Source organism: Streptomyces xanthophaeus (assembly GCF_030440515.1).
Classification (GTDB): Bacteria; Actinomycetota; Actinomycetes; order Streptomycetales; family Streptomycetaceae; genus Streptomyces; species Streptomyces kutzneri.
In genome coordinates this window covers 3,788,355-3,805,408 of the sequence record NZ_CP076543.1, presented here as the reverse complement: position 1 = coordinate 3,805,408, position 17,054 = coordinate 3,788,355, and the positions used below count along the sequence as shown (strand labels likewise).

The 17,054-nt window shown below is 74.2% G+C and carries 9 protein-coding genes; all 9 read left to right on the top strand.

What is annotated here, in order from left to right:
• Positions 1–2 precede the first annotated feature (2 nt).
• Genes KO717_RS16585 through KO717_RS16545 form a run of 9 tightly spaced genes read left to right on the top strand, consistent with a single transcriptional unit; the run spans position 3 to position 17,027 of the window.
• Positions 3–1,286, top strand: coding sequence for a MupA/Atu3671 family FMN-dependent luciferase-like monooxygenase (locus KO717_RS16585; RefSeq protein ID WP_301368390.1), 1,284 nt, complete (start codon positions 3–5; stop codon positions 1,284–1,286).
• The gene (locus KO717_RS16580; protein WP_301368388.1) at positions 1,283–5,380 is read left to right on the top strand and encodes a non-ribosomal peptide synthetase; all 4,098 of its coding nucleotides are present in this window, start codon (positions 1,283–1,285) and stop codon (positions 5,378–5,380) included. Before KO717_RS16585 ends, KO717_RS16580 begins: the two co-directional genes overlap by 4 nt.
• Positions 5,373–6,641 carry an MFS transporter gene (locus tag KO717_RS16575; protein ID WP_301368387.1) on the top strand — a complete coding sequence of 423 codons (1,269 nt, stop codon included), beginning with the start codon at positions 5,373–5,375 and terminating at the stop codon, positions 6,639–6,641. Before KO717_RS16580 ends, KO717_RS16575 begins: the two co-directional genes overlap by 8 nt.
• Complete coding sequence (locus KO717_RS16570) at positions 6,638–9,796, top strand: condensation domain-containing protein (RefSeq protein ID WP_301368385.1); 3,159 nt, start codon at positions 6,638–6,640, stop codon at positions 9,794–9,796. Before KO717_RS16575 ends, KO717_RS16570 begins: the two co-directional genes overlap by 4 nt.
• A complete protein-coding gene (locus KO717_RS16565) occupies positions 9,793–11,382 on the top strand; it encodes an AMP-binding protein (RefSeq protein ID WP_301368383.1) in 1,590 nt (529 codons plus the stop codon). Before KO717_RS16570 ends, KO717_RS16565 begins: the two co-directional genes overlap by 4 nt.
• Positions 11,379–13,916: a non-ribosomal peptide synthetase gene (locus tag KO717_RS16560; RefSeq protein ID WP_301368381.1), complete on the top strand. Its 2,538-nt coding sequence runs from the start codon at positions 11,379–11,381 to the stop codon at positions 13,914–13,916. The genes KO717_RS16565 and KO717_RS16560 overlap by 4 nt, the downstream gene beginning before the upstream one ends.
• A gap of 3 nt (positions 13,917–13,919) precedes the next feature.
• A complete protein-coding gene (locus tag KO717_RS16555; protein WP_301368379.1) occupies positions 13,920–15,176 on the top strand; it encodes an ATP-grasp domain-containing protein in 1,257 nt (418 codons plus the stop codon).
• Complete coding sequence (locus KO717_RS16550; RefSeq protein WP_301368377.1) at positions 15,169–15,897, top strand: HAD family hydrolase; 729 nt, start codon at positions 15,169–15,171, stop codon at positions 15,895–15,897. The genes KO717_RS16555 and KO717_RS16550 overlap by 8 nt, the downstream gene beginning before the upstream one ends.
• Positions 15,894–17,027 (top strand): hypothetical protein, encoded by a 1,134-nt coding sequence (locus tag KO717_RS16545; RefSeq protein ID WP_301368375.1) that lies wholly within the window; start codon positions 15,894–15,896, stop codon positions 17,025–17,027. Before KO717_RS16550 ends, KO717_RS16545 begins: the two co-directional genes overlap by 4 nt.
• Positions 17,028–17,054: the final 27 nt, after the last annotated feature.

Below are 17,054 nucleotides of genomic sequence, written 5' to 3'. Positions count from 1 at the left end.
CCATGGCTGACGAGAACACGACCACCGACGCCGAGGCGGCGCAGGCCCGCATGCTCCAGGAGCGGCTCGCCTCGCTGAGCCCGGAGCAGCGCGAGGTCCTGCTGCGCGCGATGCGCGAGCGCGGCCTGAAGGCGCCCGCCGTCGTGGACGCGGGGGAGCGGTCCGGCGCCCGGCAGGCCGCCGCGCCGCGCCGCACCCGGCGTCCCGGCAGCACCATGGAGTTCAGCCTGTTCTTCTTCTCCGGCGACGGCACCGCCGCCGGCCCCGGGAAGTACGACCTCCTCATGGAGAGCGCCCGGATCGCCGACGCCAACGGCTTCGCCGGGATCTGGGTGCCCGAGCGGCACTTCGTGGACTTCGGCGGGCTCTACCCCAACCCGTCGGTCCTGGCCGCGGCCATCGCCGTGCAGACGCAGTCGATCCAGATCCGGGCGGGCAGCTGCGTCCTGCCGCTGCACCACCCGGTGCGGGTCGCCGAGGAGTGGGCGGTCGTCGACAACCTGTCCGGCGGGCGGGCCGCGATCTCCGCGGCCTCCGGCTGGCACCCCGACGACTTCCTCCTGGCCCCCGGCGACGGGCAGCAGCGCTACCCGCGCCGCAAGGAGGAGATGTTCGAGGCGATCGACACGATCCAGCGGCTGTGGGCCGGGGAGAGCGTCGAACTGCCGCGCGCCGACGGCTCGCTCCAGTCGGTGCGTACCCTGCCGCGCCCGATCCAGCCCGAGCTCCCCGTATGGGTGTCGGCGCAGGGCAGCCCCGAGACGTTCGTCAAGGCCGGTGAGGCCGGTGCGTACCTGCTGACCGGTCTCGTCGCCCAGCGGCCCGCCGACCTCAAGGACAAGATCGCCGCCTACCGCGAGGCGCTCGTCGGAGCCGGGCACGACCCGTCCCGCGCCAAGGTCACCGCGATGGTGCACACGTTCCTGGACTCCGACGACGAGAGCGCCCGGGAGATCGTGCGGGAGCCGCTGACCGGCTACCTCAAGACCTTCCTCGCGCAGCAGGACAGCTTCGGCAGCGAGTACTCCAAGCTCTCCGAGGCCGAGCGCGACGTGATGCTGAACGCCACCTTCGAGCGGTACTTCGACACGCTCGCGCTCCTCGGCACGCCCGACAAGTGCGAGTCCCTGATCGAGGACCTGGTCGACATCGGCGTGGACGAGGTGGCCTGCCTGGTCGACTTCGGCCTCGCGCCGGGCCAGGTCGTCAAGGGCCTGGAACACCTCACCGAACTCAAGAACCGGTACCGGGCCGCCGAGGCCGCCGCCGAAGGAGACCAGTCGTGACCGAACTCGCCAACCGGCTGGCCGGCCTCACCCCGGCCCAGCGGGCCCTCCTGGACAAGAAGATGCGCGAGCGCGCCCGGACGCCCGCGACGGCCGGCCCCATCCCCCGGCGCACGGGCGGCGACCGGGTGCCGCTCACGGTGGACCAGGAGCGCATCTGGCTGATCCACCAGTTCGACGCCGAAGACCCGCTCTACAACGTGTACTTCGCCTCGAAGCTGCACGGCGAGCTGGACCGGGACGCGCTCCAGCGCGCCACCGACGCCTTCGTGGACCGCCACGAGGCGATGCGCACCACCTTCGAGCAGGACGGCCACACCCCCGTCCAGGTCGTCCACCCGGCGATGGAGGTGCCGGTCCGCCACGTCGACCTGCGCTCCGTACCGCAGGAGCGGCGCGAGGCGGAGCTGACGCGCCTGGCCACCGAGGAGATGCGCGCCCCCTTCGACCTGGTCAAGGGACCGCTGCTGCGCATCGCGGTGCTCCGGGTCGCCGACGACCAGCACGTGCTCGTCGGCACCGTCGACCACCTGGTCTGGGACCGCGGCTCGATGGGCATCTTCAACGCCGAGTTCGCCGAGTTCTACACGGCGTTCGCGACGGGCCGGAAGCCCGAACTGCCGCCGGTCGAGGTGCACTACGCGGACTACTCCGAGTGGCAGCCGCAGTGGCTGCGCGAGGAGGTCCGGCACAAGCACCTGCCGTACTGGAAGCAGAAGCTCGAAGGCGCCGAACTCGTCCTGGAGCTGCCCACCGACCGGCCGCGCCCGCCGGTCATGACCTCCAACGGCGCCCGCTACCAGTTCCCGCTCACCCCGGAGCTGACCCAGGCGATCCGCGACCTCGCCAAGCGCGAGGACGTCACGATCAACATCGTGCTGCTCGCCGCCTGGAAGACGCTGCTGCACCGGCTCACCGGCCAGCAGGACGTCGTCGTCGGCACCACCTCCTCCACCCGCGGCAGGCCCGAGACCGAGCCGATGATCGGCTACTTCCTCACGATGCTGCCGCTGCGCACCACGGTCTCGCCCGCGATGACGGTGCGCGAGCTGCTCCAGGCGACCCGCTCCACGATGCTGGGCGCCTTCGACCACTTCGACATCCCGTTCGGCACCCTGCTGGACGAGCTCGACATCCCCCGCGACCCCAGCCGTACCCCGATCTACCAGGCCTCCTTCATCCTGGTGGACTTCGTCCACGAGGACCCGCCGCCGATGGCCGGGCTGCGCGTCGAGGAGCTGATGCTCGACAACGCCACCGCCAAGGACGACGTGTTCCTCGGGTTCCTCGACGACCCGCAGCTCGCCGCCGACCACCTCCACGGCCTGTTCGAGTACAACACCGACCTGTTCGACGAGAGCACGATGGCGCGGATGGCCCGCCAGGTCGTGCGGCTCCTGGAGCAGATGACCGAGGACGCGGGACGCACCGTCCAGGACCTGTCCCTGGTCGACGCCGACGAGGCGCACACCCTGCTCGTCGAGTGGAACAGCACCGAGGCCGCGCGCGAGCCGGGCCTCGGCCTGGACGACCTGGTGCGCCGCCAGGCCGCCGCCACCCCCGACGCGGTCGCCGTCTCCTGCGGCGACGAGCGGCTGACGTACGGCGAACTCCTGGACCGCTCCGGCCGGCTGGCGTCCCACCTGCAGGCGCGCGGCGTGGTCCCCGAGACCGTCGTCGGCGTGTGCCTGGAGCGCTCGGTGGACCTCGTCGTCGCCCTGCTCGGCGTGATCATGTCGGGCGGCGCCTATCTCCCGCTCGACGCCGCCTACCCGGCGCAGCGCCTCGCCGACATGACCGGCGACGCCCGCACCGGCTTCCTGCTCACCCGGGAGGGCCTGCTCGGCGCGCTCGCCGGATGCCCCGGCGAGCGCATCCGCCTGGACACCGACGCGGAGGCGATCGCCGCCGCGCCCGCCGTCCCGGCGAAGCCCGCCTCGGGCGAGGACCGGCTCGCGTACGTCATCTTCACCTCGGGTTCCACCGGCCGTCCCAAGGGCGTCGAGGTGACCCACCGCAACCTGGTCAACCTGCTCCTGGCGATGGCCCGCGAGACCGGGCTCGCCCCGGGAGACACGCTCGCCGCCGTCACCCCCGTCACCTTCGACATCGCGGGCCTGGAGCTGTACGCCCCGCTGATCAGCGGGGCCCGGGTGCACGTCGTCACCAAGGAGCAGGCCGTCGACGGCCACAGGCTCGCCGAGCTGCTCGCCGAGACCGGCGCCACCGTCATGCAGGCCACCCCCGCCACCTGGCACCTGCTGGTGGAGGCGGGCTGGCACAACGACGGCTCGCTGCGCGTGCTGGTCGGCGGCGAGGCCCTGCCGCCCGCCCTGGCCGAGCAGCTGGTCCGCGGGCCCGGCCGCACCTGGAACGTGTACGGCCCCACCGAGACCACCATCTGGTCCACGTTCCAGCGCCTGGACAGCGGCACCGAGCAGATCTCCATCGGCCGGCCGCTCGACAACACCCAGGTGTACGTCCTGGACGACCGGCTCGCCCCGGTCCCCGTCGGCATGCCCGGTGACCTGTACCTGGGCGGCACCGGCGTCGCCCGCGGCTACCGCGGCCGGCCCGGCCTGACCGCCGAGCGGTTCGTGCCCGACCCGTTCGGCGGCCGCCCCGGCGCCCGCCTCTACTTCACCGGCGACAAGGCGCGGCTGCGCGAGGACGGCACGCTCGTCTTCCTCGGCCGCGACGACGGCCAGGTCAAGCTGCGCGGCTTCCGCATCGAGCTGGGCGAGATCGAGGCCCGGCTGGAGGAACACCCGGCGGTGCGCCGCGCGGTCGCCCTGGTCCGCGAGGACCGCCCCGGCGACAAGCGGCTCACCGGGTACGTCGAGTCCGTCGACGGGACGCTGACCGCCGAGGAGCTGCGCGAGCACCTGCGCGGCTTCCTGCCGGACTACATGGTCCCCGCCGCGATCGTCCGCCTGGAGACCTTCCCGCTGAACACCAGCGGGAAGATCGACCGCCGGGCGCTGCCCGCCCCCGCCGTCGAGCGCGACGCGGCGAGCTACGTGCCGCCGCGCGACGCCGTCGAGCTGGAGGTCGCGCACATCTGGGAGGAGGTCCTCGGGGTCTCCCCGATCGGCCTGCACGACCGGTTCTTCGACCTGGGCGGCCACTCGCTGCTCGTGCTGCGCCTGATGGCGGAGATCGAGAAGCGGTTCGGGCAGCAGCTCCCGATGGCGGCGATCTTCCGGGGCGCCACCGTCGAGCGGTTCGCCCGGATGCTGCGCGAGGGCTACCAGGACGAGACCGGGGTGCACCTGGTCGAGCTCGGCTCCGGCGACGGCACCGGCTCCCCGGTGTTCTTCGCCCACCCGGCCGGCAGCGAGGTCGTCTGCTACATGCCGTTCGCAGCGCTCGTCGAGCCCGCCGGGCGCCCGCTGTACGCGCTGGCTTCGCCGCCGCCCGTCGACGGCGAGCTGCCGTTCACCGGCTTCGGCGACCGCGCCGCCCAGTACGCCGCGCTGATCCGCGAGACCCAGCCCGAGGGCCCCTACACGGTGGCCGGCTGGTGCTACGGCGGGGCCAACGCCTTCGCCGTCGCCGGGGAGCTGGAGAAGAGCGGCGCCGAGGTGTCGGTCGTCATGATGGACGCGCACGCGCCCGCCGTCGTACCGGCCGGCTCCGAGCCGGACCCGGCCGAGATCGTCGAGGCCATCGCCGCCAACCTGCAGTGGGACTACGGCCGGCGCCTCAAGCCGCTCGCCGAACTGCAGACCATGGACGAGGACGCGCACCTCGACTACCTGCTCGGCATCGCCCGCGAGTGCGACTACCTGCCGCCGGACGCCGGACGCGAGCAGATCCGCGACATCTACGAGCTGTGGGTCGCCAACCTGCGCCTGGTGTGGAACTTCCGGCCCGGCCCCGTCAAGGGCAAGGTCACGCTGATCCGCGCCGACGAGGAGGAGTGGGACCTCGCCACCTCCTGGAACGAGCTCACCGGGCAGCACTTCGACGTCCGCACGGTCGGCGGCAACCACTACACGATGATGCGCCACCCCCACATCGAGGGCGTCGCCGAAGTCCTCAACGAGGTACTGAACGGCGCTGCCGGGAATGGTGAGGGAGACGATGCTTGAGCTGCTGAAGGACCGGACGTACATCCGGTACTGGCTGGCCGTCGTCGCCTCCTTCCTCGGTGACGCCATCACCAAGATCACTCTGATCTACGTGGTGGCCACCGAGACCGACGACCCGGTCCTGTACGTGTCCCTGGTCGTCATCGCTCAGCTGCTGCCCTTCGGCGTGCTCGGCGCGTTCGTGGGACCGCTGGCCGACCGGCTGCCGGCCCGGCTGCTGATGGTCGGCTCGGACCTGGTCCGCGTCGTCCTGGTGCTCGCGATGATCGCCGTACGGGACTCGCCGCTGCTGCTGCTCGTGCTCATCCTGCTCAGCGGCATCGCCAAGGCCTTCTTCGAAACGGCCCGCATCACCGCGATCCCGCTGATCGTGCGCGGGCACAGCATCCCCACGGCGGTCGCCCTCTTCCAGTCCACCAACCACACCCTCAACCTGGTGGGCCCGGCGCTCGGCGGGCTGCTCATCGCCTTCGGCAGCGTCACCACGGTCTTCGTGCTCGACGCCGTGACGTTCGTGCTCTCGGCGGTGCTGCTCGCCAGCATGGCGGTGCTGCGGGAGGTGCCCGTGCGGGGCGCCGACAGCGGCCGCGAGGGGTACTGGAAGTCGCTGCGCACCGGCATCTCCGGTGTGCTCGCCGTGCCCTCGCTGCGCTTCCTGGCGATCGTCATGGTCCCGGTGATGCTGGTCCTCGGCCTGTTCACCACCAACCTCAACTCCCAGCTCCTGAGCGTCTTCGAGCTGCCGGCCTTCGAATACGGGCTGGCCCAGGCCGGCTTCGGCGCGGGCTGTGTGATCGGCGCGCTCACCGGACCGCCGCTGGTGCGCCGGTTCTCCGACCGGGGGCTGCTCATCGGGTCGATCGTGCTCTTCGGCGCCTCCCTGCTGCTGCTCGCCCCCACGGGCACGGCATGGGAGGCCACCGACCAGGGCGCACTCGGTCTGACCGTCGTCCTGCTGTGGTGCGTGCTCGCCGGTCTCGGCTCGGGTCTCTTCCAGGTGCCGGTCGCCAACACGCTCCTCAGCGACCTGCCCGAGGAGCTGCGCGGCCGCGGTGTCGGCCTGCTCAACGCCCTGATGGTCAACTTCACCGTCCTCGGCGTGGTCGTCGGCGGCCTGCTCGCCGGACTCGTCGGCATCGCCGAATCCATCGTCGTGGCCGGCGCCGTCCTCGTCGTCGCGGCCCTCGTCCTGCTCGTCCCCCGGCTGCGTGGCGGCCGCGGCGGGCGGGCGGGCACCCCGGAACCGGAGGCCGTCGCATGAGCACGCCCGACCTGCCCACGCTTCCCCTGACCCCCGCCCAGCGGCGGCTGTGGGCCCTGGGCCAGCTCCGGCCCGGCGACCCGTTCTTCAGCATCCCCTTCGCCGTCACCATCGAGGGCCCGCTCGACGCCGACGCCCTGCAGCGCGCCCTGGACGCCCTCGTCCAGCGGCACGACGCGCTGCGGGTGCGCATCGTGCGGGACGCCGCCGGCGAGCCCGTGCAGCGGATCGGGGCGCCCGCTCCGGTCGCCCTCGACGTCGTCGAGGCGACGCGGGAGGAGGCGGCCGCCCGCGCGGACGCCTTCGCCTGCACCCCCTTCGACCTCGACGGCGGGCCGCTGCTGCGGGCCGAGCTGCTGCGCCTGTCCGAGGCGCGGCACCAGCTCCTCGTCGGCGTCCACCACATCGTGTTCGACGGGGCCTCGCTGGAACTGTTCACCGCCGAACTCACCGCCCTGTACGGGGCGTTCGCGGACGGCCTCGCCGACCCGCTGCCCCGGCCCGCCGTCGGGTACGGCGAGTTCCTCGCCGCGCGCACCGCGCTGGACGAGGAGGCCAGGCCCGAACGGCTCGCCTACTGGACACAGCGCCTGGCCGGCGCCCCCGACCTCCTCGAACTGCCGCTCGCCGGGCCCCGCCGGGCGCGGGCCGGGCACGCCGGGGCCCGGGTCACCGCCCTCGTACCCGAGCCGGTCGTGGAGCCGCTGCGCCGGCTGGCCCGCACCAAGCGCGCCAGCCTGTTCATGGTGCTCAAGGCCGCGGTGGACGTGGTGCTCAGCCAGTACGGCGGCACCGACGTGCTGACCGGCATGGCCGTCTCCGGCCGCGACACCACCGAGAGCGCCGGCGTGATCGGCTACCTCACCCGGCCCGTCGTCCTGCGCGGAGAGCTGGCCGGCGACCCGGAGTTCACCGACCTGGTCGGCCGGGTGCGCGGGGACCTCCTCGACGCCCTCGACCACCCCGACCTGCTCGTCGACGAGGTCATGGACCGGCTCGGGCTCGCCCGCGACCCGAGCTACCACCCGCTCTACCAGGTCATGTACACCCACGCGCCGGCCGCGCCCGTCCATGAGGCGGCCGGCTCCCGGTTCGGCGCGGCCGAGCTGCGCCTGCCCACCATGAAGACCGATCTCGCGATCGACACCGTGGAGACCGGGGACGGCCTGCTGGCCCTCGCGGACTACCGCACCGACCTCTTCGACGAGGCCACCGCCCGGCTGCTCCTCGACCGGCTGCGCACCGTTCTGGAGCGGATCGGCGCCGATCCGACGGCCCGCGTCTCCGCGCTGCTGCGCACCGAGGCCCCGGCGCCCGCGGCGGCGTACGAGGACACGGCCACCGTGCACGGGCTGGTCGCCGAGCAGATCGCCCGCACCCCCGACGCGGTCGCGGTGGCCGCGGGGGCGCGCACCTGGACGTACCGCGAACTCGACCGTGCGGCCGACCGGGTGGCGGCGCGCCTGCAGGCGCTCGGGGCCGGACCCGAGACCCCCGTCGGGGTGTGCGTCCCGAAGTCCTTCGCGCTGGCCGCGGCCCAGCTCGGGGTGGTCCGGGCGGGCGGCACGTGCGTACCGCTCGACCCGGAGCTGCCCGCGTTCCTGCTGCGGCTCGCCGTGGACGACGCGGGACTGCGGACCGTCCTCGCCGACCCGTACTCCGGCGCGCTGTTCGACCACACCCAGGTCGACGTGCTCGACCCGGAGGACGCCGCCGGTGAGGACGGGGCGGCGCCGCAGGCCGCACGGGTCACCGCGAAGGGCGCCGCCTGGGTGCTGCGCACGTCCGGTGTCACCGGCGAGCCGCGCGCGGTCGTCGCCGAGCACCGCAATCTGGTGTCCCGGCTGCGCTGGGCCCACCGCGAGCTGCCCGGGGCCGCCTTCGACGCGGTCGCCCTGCTGGCGGCCCCGGACTCGCCGGCCGCGTTCCTGGAGCTGTTCGGCCCGCTGACCCGGGGCGGCCGTGCGGTCGTCCCCACCGGCGGCGACGCGGCCACCGTGCTCGCGGCCCCCGCCGAACTCGCGGGGCTGCTCACCGGAGGCGCACGGGTCCCCGTACTCACCACGGGCGAGCCCCTGTTCCCCGGCACCCTCGCGGCCGCACTGGCCGCCGGGGCCACGGACGTGCACCAGCTGTACATGTGCGCCGAGACGGCCGGCCCCGCGCTCGCGGGCCCGGCACGGTCCCCGGAGGGGGAGGACTACGGCCCCCTCCCGCTGGGGCTCCCGGCCGGCGCCACGGCGTACGTCCTGGACGCGCGCGGTGCGATCGCGGCGACCGGCGCGGTCGGCGAGCTGCACATCGGCGGCCCGGCCGTGACCCGCGGCTACCTGGACCGGGCGCGCGGCACCGCCGAACGGTTCCTGCCCGACCCGTTCGGCCAGGAGCCCGGCGCACGCCTGTTCGCCACCGGCGACCTGGCCCGCCGGCTCCCCGACGGGCGGATCGTCTTCGCCGGCCGGTCCGGCGACCACGCCCTGGTACGGGGCGTCCGCGTGGCCGCCCTCGACGCCGAGGCCGCGCTGCTCGCGCACCCCGAAGTCGTCCGGGCGCAGGTCTTGACCGACCCGGCGGACGGCTCCCTCGCAGCGGCCGTGGCGGCCCGGCCGGGCGCGGACCTCACCGCCGACGCACTCCGTACCCACCTGCGGGACCTGCTGCCCGGCCACCTGCTGCCCGCCCGGCTGCACCTGGCCGACCGGCTGCCGCTGCTGCCGGGCGGGCGCCCCGACCGGGAGGCGATCGCCAAGCTGCTCGCCGAGGCGGCCGCCGCCGGGGCCGGGCAGCCGGACGGCGAGGCCGGCGCGCAGCCGGCGAGCGACGCCGAGCGGACCGTCGCCGCGGCCTGGGAGCAGGTGCTGGGCCGGCCGGTCGGAGCGTCGGAGAACTTCTTCGACGTCGGCGGCAACTCGCTGCTCCTGATCCGGCTGCGCGACCGGCTGCGCAGCGCACTGGAGCGGGAGGTCGACGTGGTGGACCTGTTCCGGCACTCCACCGTCAAGGCCATGGCCGCCTTCCTGGGCGGCGCCCCCGCCACGGACGCCCCGCCGGCCGCCGGGGAGCGCGGGCACAGCCGGGCCCAGGCCCGCGCCGAGGCCATGCGCGCCCGCGGCCGCACCCGCCAGACCAGCACACCGATACCGAGGAAGCGATGAACGACCGGCAACAGCGCACGCTCTACCAGTGGTTCGAGGAATCGGCCCTGCGTCACCCCGGCCTGCCCGCCCTGGAGATCGGCGACGAGGTACTGACCTACGGCGAGGTGCGCGCCCTCGCGCTCACGCTCGCCGACCGCATCGCCGCCAAGCACGGCTCGCTGCCCGCCCGGGTGGCGCTCGCCGCCACGCGCTCGGTCGCCGCGTACGCCGGCTACCTGGCGATCCAGCGGCTCGGCGCGAGCGTCGTCCCGCTCAACCCCGACTACCCCGCGCAGCGCAACCTCGACATCGCCCAGCGGGCCGGCGTGCAGGTGGCTCTGGTGGACACCCGCTCCGCCGGCCTGTTCACCCGGCTGCCCGAGCGCCACCGGCCGACCGTCCTCGGACTCGACGAGGACGAGCGGGTGTCCGCGGCGGCGGCCGAGGTGGCGGAGCGGTCGCTGCCGCCCGTCCCGGACGACCCGGACCGCGAGGCGTACCTGCTGTTCACGTCCGGTTCCACCGGCCAGCCCAAGGGCGTGCCGATCCGGCACCGGAACACCTCGCTGTTCATCGCGCACAACATCGAGCGCTACGAGATCGCGCCGGGCGCCCGGCTCACCCAGACCTTCGGCCTGACCTTCGACGCGAGCCTCATCGACCTGTTCGCGACCTGGGGCGGCGGCGCCACCCTGGTGGTGCCGCTCGCCGCCGACCTGTACCGGCCGGTCGACTTCATCGTCGAACGCGAGCTCACCCACTGGTTCTCGGTGCCCTCGGTGATCCGGGAGGCGCAGCGGCTCGGCAACCTGCCGCTGGGCCGTGCCGGGAACCTGCGGCACAGCATGTTCGGCGCCGAGCCGGTCACCGCGCAGCACGCCGCGCTCTGGCGCGAGGTCGCCCCGAACGCCGTGATCCACAACGTGTACGGGCCCACCGAGCTGACGGTGTGCTGCACCAACCACGCCCTGTCCGGGCCGAGTGCGCACTGGCCGGAGTTCTCCAACGGCACCGTGCCGATCGGCGTCCCCTTCCCCGGCATGGAGATGGTGCTGCTGGACGGGGACGGCCTGGCGGCCGACGAGGGCGAGCTGTGCGTGCGCGGCCCGCAGCGCTTCGGTGGCTACCTCGACCCGCGCGAGAACGCCGGGCGGTTCGTGTCGTACGAGCCCGGCGGCGGCCCCGCCGAGGGCTACGACGGCAGCACCGCGCTGACCGACCGCCACTGGTACCGCACCGGTGACCGGGTCCGGCGCGAGAACGGGCTCTACGTGCACTGGGGCCGCCTCGACCAGCAGGTCAAGGTACGCGGCTTCCGCATCGAGCTCGGCGAGGTCGAGGCGGCCGTGCACCGCCACCCGCACGTCATCGACGCCGCGGTGCTCGCCCTGCCCGGCCCGGACGGCGAGACCGAGCTGGTCGGCGCCTACGCGGGCCGCGAGGTGGACCCCGAGCGGTTCGACGCCTGGCTGCGCGAGCTGCTGCCGCTGCACATGGTGCCCGCCTCGCTCACCCACCTGCCGGGCGGGCTGCCGCTCAACGACAACGGAAAGACGGACCGCAAGGCACTGGCGCGGATCCTCGACACGACGGAGGGGTCATGACCGACGCGCTGGAGTACTGGCGAAGCGAACTCGCGGGCCTGGAACCGCTGGAGCCGGCCACCGACCGGCCGCGCCCCTCGGCGCGCACCGGCGCCCTGGGCCATGTCACCCGCACGGTTGCGGCTGGCACGGCACAGGCGCTGGACAAGGCGGCCGCCGAGTACGGCGCCCCGCTGTCCGCCGTGCTGCTCGCCGCCTACCAGGTGCTGCTCGGCCGGTGGACCCGCCGGCGCGACCTCGCGGTGGGCGTCCCGGGCGCCGACGGCGGCCTGGCCGTCGTACGGGCCGACCTGACCGCGGGCCCGGCCTTCGCCGAGCTCGTGGCGCGGACCGACGCCGCGCTGACCCGGGGCCGGGCCGCCGCGCTGCCGTTGGCCCGCCTGGCCGCCGCGTTCGAACCCGGAGCCGACGGCCACCACCCGGTGGTCCAGGCCCTGTTCACGGACGGGCCGGCCTACCGGGCCGACGGGGTGTGCCCGCCCGACCTGACCCTGGCGATCGACCGGGACCACGGCCGTGACGGCCTCGGCCTGCACGTCGGCTTCGCCGCCGAGCTGTTCGACGTGGCGAGCGCGGAGCGGTTCACCGACGGCTACCTCACCCTGCTCACCGCGATCGCCGAAACCCCCGGCATCGCGCTGGACGGGCTCGATCCGCTCGGCGCGGCCGAGCGCGAGCTGCTGCTCACCGGCTGGGGCCGCGGCCGCGCCGCGTTCCCCGAGGCCGCCGACGCGGACGTCGACGCGGCCGCCGCCGTGGACGTGGCCGCTCTGGTCGCCGGGCAGGCCCGGCGCGCCCCCGACGCCGTCGCGGTCGTCTTCGGCGCCGAGGAGGTCACCTACCGGGAGCTCGACGCCCGCGCCGACCGCCTCGCCCACCACCTGCGCGGCCTCGGCGCCGGCCCGGACGTGCCCGTCGCGGTCTGCCTGGAGCGCGGCCCCGAACTGATCGTGGCGCTGCTCGCCGTGCTCCGCTCGGGCGCGGCCTACGTGCCGCTCGACCCCCAGCACCCGGTGGACCGCCTGGAGTTCGTCCTGCGGGACACGGCCGCGCCGGTGGTCGTCACCCAGGAGTCGCTGCGCGGGCGGCTGTCCGGCGGCGACGGCGCCCGGCCCCGTACCCTCGTCGCGGTCGACACCGACGCCGCGGCGATCGCCGCTTCCCCCGCCGTGGAAGCGGCGACGGCCGCCGGGCCCGGGCACCTCGCCTACGTCCTCTACACCTCCGGCTCCACCGGCACCCCCAAGGGCGTCGCCGTCACCCGGGGCGGCTTCGGCAACCTGCTGTGCGGCATGCGGGAGACCTTCCCGGCGCCGGCGAACGAGCGGGTCCTGTTCACCACCTCGGCCACCTTCGACATCGCGGGCGTCGAGGTGTTCCTGCCGCTGATCACCGGCGGCCGGATCATCGGCGCGTACCAGGACCAGATCCACAACCCGCCCGCCCTCGTCGAGCTGATCGACCGGCACGCCGTCACCCTCGTCCAGGCCACGCCCTCCGCGCTGCGCCCGCTCCTGGACGCGCTCGGCGACCGGCCGCGGGCCCTGGAGATCTTCGCCGCCGGAGAGGCCCTGCCCGCCGAACTGGCCGCGCGGATGCTGCGCGCCGGCACCCGGGTCCTCAACGGCTACGGCCCGACGGAAACCACCGTCTACGCCTCCGTCGCCGAGATCACCGGCGCCACCGGCGCCGTCCCCATCGGCCGCCCCACCGCCGGCACCGAGCTGTACGTCGTCGACGACGCGGACCGCCCGGTCCCCGCCGGCGTACCCGGCGAACTGCTCATCGGCGGCGCCGGCGTGGCCCGCGGCTACCTCGGCCGCGACGACCTGACCGCCGAGCGCTTCACCCGCAACCCGTTCGCCGGAGGCCGGGTCTACCGCACCGGCGACCTGGTGCGGTGGCTGCCCGGCGGCGAACTGGAGTTCCTCGGCCGCCTCGACCACCAGGTCAAGGTCCGCGGGTTCCGCATCGAGCTCGGCGAGATCGAGGCCGCGCTGCTGGCCCACGAGGACGTCGGCTCCTGCGCCGTCACCGTCCGCGAGGACGTGCCCGGCGAGAAGACGCTCGTGGCGTACGTCGTCCCGCTCTCCGGCCGTCCGGTGCCCGGCATCGGCGCGCTGCGCGACTGGTGCGGCCGCACCCTGCCCGGCTACATGGTGCCCGGTACGTACGTCTTCCTGGACCGGATGCCGCTGACCACCAGCGGCAAGACCGACCGCAAGGCGCTGCCCGCACCGGACGGCGAACGCACCGGCCTGGAGTCCGAGTTCATCGCCCCGCGCACCCCCGCCGAACGGGCCGTGGCCCGGGTGTGGGCCGAGACGCTGTACGCCGACGAGGTCGGCGCCGGGGACGACTTCTTCGACCTCGGCGGCGACTCGCTGACCGCGACCCGGGTGGCGCTGCGGCTCCAGGAGGAATTCGGCCTGGAGATCCCGGTGCGCACCCTGTTCACCTACTCGACCGTCGAGTCGCTCGCGGGGGCCCTGACCGTCGCCCGCCGCACCGGCGCGTTCCCGGCCGGAGGCTGACCCATGACCGCGACCCCCGCCAACCCCGTGCTGCTCGTCGTCTACGACGCCGGCAGCCTCGCACCCACCCGGCTCGCCGAGGCGGCCCGGCAGGCCGGCTGCGACCTGGTGTTCGTGACCGCGGACACCGCGCACGCCCAGGAGATGATCCCCACCCTGGAGATGGTCGGCACCGTGGTGAACACCGCGGGCCGCACCGAGGCACAGACCGAGGAGGCGCTGCGCGCGCTCGCCCCGGCTGGCATCATCACCTTCAGCGAGTTCCAGATCGCCCCCACCGTGCGGCTCGCCGAGGCGCTCGGCCTGCGCTACCACCGGCCGGCCGATGTCGACGCCATCACCCACAAGGACCTGCAGCGCCGGCGGTTCGCCGAGGCGGGCGTCGACAGCGTGCGCTTCCGCACCCTGACCGACCCCGCCCAGGCCGACGAGGCGATCGCCTACGTCGGGCTGCCGGCCATCATCAAGCCGGTGATCGGCGCGTCCAGCCGCAACACGCAGGCCGTCGCCACCCCCGAGGAGTGCCGGGCCGCCCTCGCGGCGATCTTCACCGGTTCCGACGGCGGGCCCGCCGAGACGGCCGTGATGCTGGAGGAGCTCCTGGTCGGGCGGCCCACCCCGGCGCCCTGGGGCGACTACATCGCGGTGGACTGCGTGGCCGACGGCGACGACGTCCGTCCGGTGTTCGTCACCAGCAAGTTCGCCCTGGCCGAGCCGTTCCGCGAGCGCGGCGGCTACGGCGGCTTCTCCGTCGTGCCGGAGGCCGAGGAGCGCGAGGTCCGCGACCTCGCCTGCCGCGCGGTGCGCGCCCTGAACATCCACGGCGTCGCCGACGTCGAGATCAAACTGACCGCCGACGGCCCCCGGGTCATCGAGGTCAACGGCCGGCTCGGCGCCTGGGTCGACGACCTCGCCGTCCGCTCCGGCACCTCCGACCCGGCGTACGTCGCGGTCGCCGCCGCGCTCGGCCTCCCGTACGAGACCCCCGAGGTCAAGCAGGGCGGGCCGATCGCCTTCCACTACCTGACCGTGCCGCCCGTCGGCGCCCGCCGGGTGCGCGCCATCCGGGGCGTCTCCGCGCTGCGCCGCCTCGCCCGCGTCGACCGGGTCGTCGTCCTCGCCGAGCCCGGCGCCGACGTGGACTGGCGGATCGGCGCGCGCGGCAACACGGCGGCCGTCATCGGGTCCGCCGCCACCCATGAGGAACTGGCCGCGACCGTCGCCGCCATCGAGAGCGTGGACTGGATCGACTATGAGTGAGTTCCCCGCACGAGCAGCCGAGTTCGTCGTCTTCGACCTGGACGGCGTCCTCGTCGACACGCAGGACGCCGAGAACGGCGGGATCGCCCACGTCGGCGAGATGATGGGCCTGCGGCTGGACAAGGACCAGCGGGACGAGCTGTTCTCCGGCAAGAAGATGCAGGAGTGCTTCGACCTGATGGCGGACCTGTCGGGCAACGCCCCGCCGCAGGACGCCATGGTGATCGCCCGCGCCAGGTGCGAGGAGCTGATCGGCGACCGCATCGAGCCCATCGACGGCGTCGCGTACGCCCTCGAACAGCTCGCCGCCGCCGTCGGCGACCGCATGTGCGTGGCCTCCAACAGCCCGCTCGCCATCATGCGCAGCCGCCTGGAGAAGGCCCGGATCCTGCACCACTTCGGCGACCGGCTCTTCTCGGCGTACGACGCCGACGCCTGGAAGCCCGACCCGAAGCTGTTCCGCTGGGCCGCCGAGAGCTGCGGTGTCACGCCCGACGAGTGCGTCGTCGTCGAGGACAGCCCGGTCGGCGTGGACGCCGCCGTGGCCGCCGGGATGCGTGTCCTGCAGTACACCGCCGACCCGTCCACCCCGCCCCACCGGGAGGGCGCCCTCACCTTCCCGTCCATGCGCTCGCTGCCCCAGCTCGTCCGCGACGCCCACCTGATGGCGCCCGTCGCCGCCCCCTTCGCCGCTGCCGCACCCTTCGGAGGTACCTCGTGAACAACGCCCGCAAGATCATGGTCCTGGGTGCCGGCGACATCGGCCGCCGTGTCTTCCACGAGCTGGCGCACAGCCCGAACCCCCGCCACGTCCAGCTCGTCGGCCGCGACGAGGAGACCGTCCTGAAGGCCGCCAACCTGACGCGCTTCTGCAGCGTCCAGCGCGGCTACACCAACGAGGTCAGCCACGCGCAGACCGACATCACGGACGTGGCGCGCACCGCCGAGCGGATCTCCGCCTTCGGCCCCGACCTCATCTTCCTGGCCGTCAGCTACCAGTCCTGGTGGGTCATCTCCACCCTCCAGCAGGACGCCTTCCAGCGGGTCTACGCCGCCAACTACGGCCCGTGGCTGCCCATGCACCTGGTCCCGGTGATGAAGGCCATGGAGGCCGTGCGCCTCTCCGGCACCCAGGCCCTGGTCGTCAACGCCGCCTACCCCGACGCCGTGCACCCCGCGCTCACCGCGATCGGCCTCTCCCCGGACATCGGCATCGGAAACGTCGCCAACAACGTCCCGGGCATCACCGCCGTGGCCGCCGACGAGCTCGGCCGCAGCACCGCCGACGTCGAGGTGCGCCTGGTGGCCCACCACTACGTCTCGCACCGCCTGTCCCGCACCGGCAACAGCGGCCCCGCCGGCATGGGCCTCGGCATCCGCCTCGACGGGCGCGACGTCACCGGCGAGCTGGACGTCGCGGAGCTCCTGAACCGGCTGCCCGGCGCGTACCGCCGTACCGGCGGGCTGCCCGGCCAGACGATGACCGCGTCCTCCGCGCTCAGCGTGCTGGAGCCGCTCGCCGACGGACGTGACGCGGTGGTCCACGCGCCCGGCGCGGACGGGGCGCTCGGCGGCTACCCGGTGGCGATCGAGAACGGCAAGTTCCGCGCGCTGCTCCCCGACGGGATGACGGCGGACCAGGCGCACGCCATCAACGTCTCCGGGCAGCTGCACGACGGCATCAGCGAGATCCGCGCGGACGGCACCGTCCTCTTCGAGCCCTCCGCCATGGCGATCATGAAGGAAGAACTCGGTTACGACTGCGCCGAGATGAAGCTCTCGGAGGCCGAGGGCCGGGCCCGGGAGATCGCCGAGCGCTTCGCTGTGTACCGGGACCGCACCGCCCGCTGACCGGGCGTCTGCGCGAACGCCGCCGGC

Excerpts from the sequence above, each read along its gene's own strand:
- KO717_RS16565 (WP_301368383.1), top strand. The coding sequence starts at position 9,793 with ATGAACGACCGGCAACAGCGCACGCTCTACCAGTGGTTCGAGGAATCG.
- KO717_RS16560 (WP_301368381.1), top strand. The coding sequence starts at position 11,379 with ATGACCGACGCGCTGGAGTACTGGCGAAGCGAACTCGCGGGCCTGGAA.
- KO717_RS16550 (WP_301368377.1), top strand. The coding sequence starts at position 15,169 with ATGAGTGAGTTCCCCGCACGAGCAGCCGAGTTCGTCGTCTTCGACCTG.
- KO717_RS16570 (WP_301368385.1), top strand. The coding sequence starts at position 6,638 with ATGAGCACGCCCGACCTGCCCACGCTTCCCCTGACCCCCGCCCAGCGG.
- KO717_RS16585 (WP_301368390.1), top strand. The coding sequence starts at position 3 with ATGGCTGACGAGAACACGACCACCGACGCCGAGGCGGCGCAGGCCCGC.
- KO717_RS16555 (WP_301368379.1), top strand. The coding sequence starts at position 13,920 with ATGACCGCGACCCCCGCCAACCCCGTGCTGCTCGTCGTCTACGACGCC.
- KO717_RS16575 (WP_301368387.1), top strand. The coding sequence starts at position 5,373 with ATGCTTGAGCTGCTGAAGGACCGGACGTACATCCGGTACTGGCTGGCC.